At 61.5% G+C, this 5,955-nt stretch carries 6 protein-coding genes; 4 read left to right on the top strand and 2 right to left on the bottom strand.

What is annotated here, in order from left to right; translation table 11 throughout:
- From CH256_RS20595 to CH256_RS28185, 3 genes are all read left to right on the top strand, one after another.
- Nucleotides 1-1,519 (top strand): penicillin-binding transpeptidase domain-containing protein (locus tag CH256_RS20595; protein WP_256989501.1); only part of this gene is annotated, 1,519 nt, incomplete at its 5' end.
- 3 nt (nucleotides 1,520-1,522) lie between these two features.
- Nucleotides 1,523-2,395 (top strand): hypothetical protein, encoded by an 873-nt coding sequence (locus CH256_RS20590; protein WP_015586234.1) that lies wholly within the window; start codon nucleotides 1,523-1,525, stop codon nucleotides 2,393-2,395.
- 422 nt (nucleotides 2,396-2,817) lie between these two features.
- Nucleotides 2,818-2,988, top strand: a complete 171-nt coding sequence (locus tag CH256_RS28185; protein WP_155289038.1) for a hypothetical protein — start codon at nucleotides 2,818-2,820, stop codon at nucleotides 2,986-2,988.
- A 359-nt stretch (nucleotides 2,989-3,347) separates the two neighbouring features.
- On the opposite strand, the gene CH256_RS20580 is transcribed toward CH256_RS28185, so the two are convergent.
- Nucleotides 3,348-3,638, bottom strand: coding sequence for a hypothetical protein (locus CH256_RS20580; RefSeq protein ID WP_032375883.1), 291 nt, complete (start codon nucleotides 3,636-3,638; stop codon nucleotides 3,348-3,350).
- Between the two features lie 1,181 nt (nucleotides 3,639-4,819).
- Entirely contained in the window at nucleotides 4,820-4,942 is a 123-nt protein-coding gene (locus CH256_RS28695; protein ID WP_255032396.1) for a hypothetical protein, read from the bottom strand.
- A 157-nt stretch (nucleotides 4,943-5,099) separates the two neighbouring features.
- Here CH256_RS28695 and CH256_RS20575 point away from each other — a divergent pair, with 157 nt between their 5' ends.
- Entirely contained in the window at nucleotides 5,100-5,678 is a 579-nt protein-coding gene (locus tag CH256_RS20575; RefSeq protein ID WP_141216652.1) for a hypothetical protein, read from the top strand.
- Nucleotides 5,679-5,955 lie beyond the last annotated feature (277 nt).

Raw genomic sequence — 5,955 nt, 5'->3', positions numbered from 1 at the left:
CAAGGTGCCTGTCACGGGGATGGTCGTCCCGTTCCTCTCCAACGGAGGAAGCTCGCTGACCTGTATGTGGATCGCCGTCGGGCTTATCGTCGGCATCGGATCCCACCGCTGGCGGCCGGTTCCAAGCGTCCCCGAACTCCGCGTTGTCGCACGCGTCGACCGAACGAAGTGGGCGATCCTCGGACTGTGGTTGATCGTCATCACTTTGGTTGCCTGGCAAACCGTCGTACCCGAAGTTCCCGCACGAACCGCAGCCCAGGATGCCGCGTCACGAAACCCCGGCCCGGTTGTCTTCCGCGACGGGACGCCGTTCCTCGTCCCATCGACGATGCGTGACGCGACCACCGATGCCGACGTGCAAACCCGCACCCTGGAGTCGTCGATACCGCAGCTCAACGGAGACATCGACGCCGCCTACTTCGTCGCCACGAACATGAGCGCCGGCACTTGCTTACGACCATGGCTGGAACACCTTGTTGTGAAGAAGGCATGCGAATCACCGACAATGGTCACCTCCCTCGATTCAGCGGTCCAGACCGCTGCCCGCGACGGTCTCGAAACCCGCGGATACGAAGGGGACGTCGTAGCCTTGGACCTCAAGGACGGCAGTATCCTCGGCCTCTACTCACACCGCTCGGACCAACACTCCTATGACGCCGGCTACCCGGCGGTGTATTCGCAAAGCGCACCGGGATCGACGTTCAAAACCATCGTCGCAGCCAGCGCCCTGAGCGCAGGACAGAACACCACCACGCCGGTTCGCGACGAATACACACCCCCGGGCGGGGTCGGCATCGTCCACAACGCCGGCAACATCGAAGGCGGCGGCGATCTGACCCAGGCACTTGCGGAGTCCAGTAACACCGCATTCGCCGAGATCGCCATCCGAACCGGTCTGCAGTCGATCACCCAGATGACCGCGGTGCTCTCCGCCGATTCCGCCGACTTCCCGACTCACCCCGGCATCGTCGTGGGAGGCGTCGGCGACGACCCAGATGCGCTTGCGCGCACGGGATTCGGTCAGCAGGACGTCCGCGCATCACCGTACGAAATGGCCGTGGCGGTGGGCCGACTCGCGACGAACGGAGCACTACCCCGCGCGCGGGTGCAGCTAGGGCAATGCACAGACGACCAGCTGGATGTCGACTCCGTTACGTCGCCACCGGCAACCGCACTCGTTCTCGACAACCCGGTTACCGGACCCGTGCTCGACGGTATGCGGGCGGTCGTGCAGGACGGACACGCAGGCGAGCTCGGGATTCTCGACATGCCGGTCGCCGCGAAGACCGGCACCGCGGATGACGACCGCGGTTCCTACGACGGCTGGGTAGTCGCACTCGCGCCGGCAGAGAACCCCGAAATAGTCATCGCCGTCCGAATCTTGGGCGGTGAACAGTCGCCTCGATCCGGTGCAGCGGATGCCGCTCCCGTCGCAGCCGAGGTAGCGGTGGCGGCAATCGACGCAGTACGAGAAGATATCGGCCCGTGTCGCAAACCACAAGGAACGCAGGGAAAATAGTTCATGACGGCAACGAATTACACCACGGTCGAAGTGTGGGCCTCGGACATCGTCAAGTACCGAGATGACGGTGCGAACAACAGGCGCGTCCCCGTCGTAAGGTTCAGCCCGCCGAAACAGGTCGGACCTGCGATCCAGCTGGAGGAAGGGGACCGCCTCGAAATCGGTAGGCCCACCAAGAACGTCACCGACGGATACAGACGACTAGATGTGCCGGATGCACATAAGGCGTTCTCTCGGAACAGTTTTTTGATCACGGAGAGGGCGGACGCGACGCAGGTTAGGACCAAGCAGCGCGGAGGCTGCCATATCCAGTGGTGGGGTCACGCAACAGCTAGAGCGCTGAGAATGAACGAGAATTTTTTCGTGACAACGGACCCCACGTCGTTCCGAGTCGATTGCTCGGGACCGTTGGAACGCGGTCAAACGACATCCCACGAGCAGGCAGTCTGGGTGCTCGTACATCCGGGCAGGGTGCATCGGTTGCCACCGACGTCCCCGAACTATGTTCCGGGCGAATTAGAAACCGGTCTCACAGCCGGAGAAGACCCGACTGACCAGTACTTCTACCCAAAGGTCGTGCCGGGGACCAAGGCGCATCGGGAGTATCTGGCCGCACTCGATCTAATCGAATGGCACTTCAGCGATCTTCTGGAGTGGCCGCCGCGTTTCGAGCCTTCGGCGAGCAGGCCCGGGCTCTCTGGCGAGCGTCAGAAGGTGCTGCTTTTCCGTCACGCCCTGACCCAAGTCGGGCACCACGTCGATGCCGACGCCATTCACGCTCTCCCGGATTCGTTTCTACAGTGGATCGTCGCGCACAACATGCTGTCGTTCCACGATCATCGGCAAGACTCGCGCCTGGGATCGCTCGACTAGAGCGATCCCCGATCACTGTCCGGGCGTATCGCCGTGTTCTGTCAAGAATGCGGGCGAAACACACTGACTCGGCACGGCTGTACGACCGCAGTGATCAGGGCGTCCGCCAAGGTGGGATCGCTCGCAGGAAGCGATCCCACTGCAAGCACCAGCCTGTTATTTCGAGTGACGTCTCGCGCCGCCCACGTTTCCGGGAACGCTGCCATGTCGTCCTGACCGTCGGCCGACTCGGCTGCACGATTGGTCGTCCGCGCTCCGCCGTCGAACGCCGGCCGAACCACACACCCAGACGCGAGCATTACAGCCAAGCACACCTTCGCAACTACCTCGGCGCGTCCGGACCGGGCTACGAGCTGCTGGGACGCCGCCTCTATCAGATCAAGAAACTCCTGATCTCCGTCGCCGAGTGAGGTCAAATATTCGTGCCACGGCTGCGCGTACGGACGTTCGGTCAACGCGACTCGTCGAGCGCGTGCGAGTTGCTGTTCGAGGACGAGATCAACGGTAGCGCGGCGCAGTTCGATCGGACCCCGAACATCAACAGCGTGAACCCGAATAGTGTTGTTGCTGTGGGCCGCTACCGGATCCCGTGAGACGTGGGAATGGATACGAAAGTTTTCGGTTCCGGGTGTGGATCACAGTGCAATCGTCCCCGGCCGAGTCGGTGCTCAACAGGATCGATGAGTTCTGCTCAGCAATTCACGACGGGTCACTGTTGTTGTCACGTGCGCGACGTCGAGGGTCGTTCAATCAACTACGCTGGGTGGGCAATCCTCTTGCAGGGCTATGGGGCGGGGCTGCGTAACTGTGTCGAGCGACGGCTTCCCCGCCTGGCGGCAAACCAGCTCCAAACCGGGTTGTCGAGCGATGCAGTTCGATCAGGTACTTGGCAAGCCCGGCGAGCTCGTCGCGGAGACGCAGAGACCGAGACCAAGGGGCGGTCACCTGCTAGCTAGATGCCTGCGATCACGTCGTCGCGAAGCGCGTCGGACGACTTAGTGAGGCTCTGTGCTGCGGCAGCAAGTGCTCCTGAGATCAGTCTGAGCTGGTTCCCTTCAGCAGGTTGCCCAGCCTCGGTAGCTGCAGCGTAGGTGTCGAGAACGAGAGCTAGGCGAGCCAGTTCTTCCTGCGTTTGCGCAAGGTCTCGCTTGGTGCCGTCCAGTGTGGACTGCAGAGATTGAATGCGGAGGCCGGCGTCGTGGATCGTAGAACTGGCCTGGTCCAGCGAACTGGTGAGCGTCATGCCCGCGAGAATACATCGCGAATACGAGGTCGAAATGGGAGCTATCAACGCTGTTGGTGGCGGAGCGGCCGCGCCGTGGGCTATCCAAGGTTCGAGTAACTGATGGGTTCGTGGCCGTCCTCTGGCCAGGCAAGCGCAATGTATTTCTGGACGTCTGTCGAGGGTCTATCGAAGCGGTATGAAGCAGGTTGTACCGTCGCGCTGTTCTCGGGCACCCCAAGGCCGAGGTTCAGATTGAGTGCCCCGAATTGAACTGTTGCACCGCATACCTCGTCGTCAATTGTTTGGTTGATGACGCCGATGGATTCTGGCGTGCCCTTGGGATCGACTCGGTGCCTTCGAGCGTGCAGTCCCCATCGATTAGGGAACAACGCTCCGCGCCAAAGAATATCATGGAGCGCAACCCCTGGTTGTGTCCTGACTGACTTGAGGGGTGTGCCGGCCGCACCGAAGGAGCGTGAGGCCACGCCCCCGAGAACGAGTTTGAGGAGCCAAAGTTGTAGTCGTGGTCCACTGAGAAGGAGGAAATGATCGTCGGCCGGCCCCAGGAAAGGTGCTGTCGTGCTCGCCAAGGACAACTGCATGTCCCGTACTGCCTGAAAGAACTGTCCTGCAATGGAATCCAAAGGTGACAATGCATTGTTGTGGCGCTCACAGAGGATCTTCGAGGCTAGTGCTTTTGTGCCTACCGATTTCGATGCTCCATGCAGCCACGGTGCGCCGCTGAGCATGGGTGCTTTTCCGTCGATGTGCAGCTGCCGGTGAATGTTGGCACTGATCCAATGCTCTCTACTGATCTTGTCGGAACAGTCTGCTCCTGCCTGGCCGAAGCACTCGGGGTGTGCGTAGCCAGTGCGAGCATCGTTCAGGAGGGGTGGCGGTTCCGAGACGATCCAGCGACCGGCTGCAGTCGCATGGCAGGACCGCGTCCGCCGGCGGGATCCGCAGAGGCAGGCGTCCTCGAGATCGGGTCCCACCCGTTTGGTACTCCGCTTGTATCCGGAGGAGGTGAAGACGGAGTCGTCGAGAAGAGGAAAGGGACGGGGCACCTGAGCGATCCTATTCCGGCATTGGCTTCGGACAGGGCGCACCCGGTCCCCGGCACCGAGTGCGCCGGGGACAATTGCGGCCGCTGCCGGGTTGCGTCTTGTCGATAGATGTGATCCCAAACGCTTTGTTTATCAACGTGTTTCGATGACTCCTACGTCTTCCAGTGCAAGTGTTTCGATGGTAGATTCAGAGGCGTTCTGTTGATCGGCGGACTGACCATCCGTCACCCGAATTGAGAGGCTGAAATCTGCCATGACATCGATCGTCGATTCAGTGTTGCCAGTTGCGTCCGTGCTCGAGGTGGTCTTCGACAACGGGTCTCTAGGGGGTGCTGACTGGTCGAACCGGGCCGTCGTGCTCGAGGCCTTGCCAGAGCCCCTGGTTGCGGGATACCCCGCAGAGGGGGCCTATGTGCAGATAAGTGATGGAAGCGGCGGTATCGCCGCGTCGGGATGGTTCTCGGTGGACGAGCGCAATGCCACCGAGACCCATGCAAGCGTTGCTGTCGTGTGGCGTGAGCCGTTGATGGCCGTCGAGCACACCTACAAGAGCTGGACGGGGTTGGTGCGTACACGTGACATCTCACCGGTCACGGTGTCACCTGGGGCCGCTCCCGCGTGGTTCGGTGAGTATGTGCGGCCGATCCACGAACGGGCCGCCGTCGAACGGACCTTGCAGGCCGTACGCGAGAGCGCCAATACCGAGCGTGCGAACCATCGCGAGTGGGTCAGGCGGCTGAGCGAGTCCGCGTGCGAATGGGCGGACGAGAACAGTCTGTGCAGCGAGTTCGAGAGGTTCTGCGAACAGTGGGGGCTCGAAGGCCGAGAACGTGACTTCGATGTAGAAGTGAATGTCACGGTTGCATTAACAATGACGCGATCGGCGCGTAGCCAAGAAGATGCGGACGAGGCCGTAGATCTCGACGATGTACGGCAGCATCTACGAGACAATTTCTCGTATCTCGATGTGAATTTCACTGTGGGTGAGTAGTAGTCGCACGGGAAGTGGGGTACGCGCAGCGTGCCCCACTTCCCGGTAGCGGTCTACTTGGTCGGGGCGCGCAGCGGTCCGAAGGTGTACTAAATGCGAAAGATGTTGGAAGACAACCAAGATAGGTGATCCGTTGGCCGTTGGCGCGCAGCGCCCGGCAAGGAAAGACCGCAATAGGCCGCCTTGGCGGCCGGCTTCTGGCGGTGGGCGCGCAGCGCCCACCAGAGCCACCGCATTCAATCTCTGCAGTCCACACTGGACGGCACCAAGCGAGACC

Origin of the sequence: Rhodococcus sp. 05-2254-6, assembly GCF_002258565.1 — a bacterium.
Classification (GTDB): Bacteria; Actinomycetota; Actinomycetes; order Mycobacteriales; family Mycobacteriaceae; genus Rhodococcoides.
The sequence above is the reverse complement of the archived record's forward strand: the minus strand, read 5'-3'. Positions and strand labels throughout refer to the sequence as shown.

What these genes read in the sequence shown, in the direction of transcription:
- CH256_RS20580 (WP_032375883.1), bottom strand. Translation starts at nt 3,638, where the DNA reads ATGACGCTCACCAGTTCGCTGGACCAGGCCAGTTCTACGATCCACGAC.
- CH256_RS20590 (WP_015586234.1), top strand. Translation starts at nt 1,523, where the DNA reads ATGACGGCAACGAATTACACCACGGTCGAAGTGTGGGCCTCGGACATC.
- CH256_RS28695 (WP_255032396.1), bottom strand. Translation starts at nt 4,942, where the DNA reads ATGGCAGATTTCAGCCTCTCAATTCGGGTGACGGATGGTCAGTCCGCC.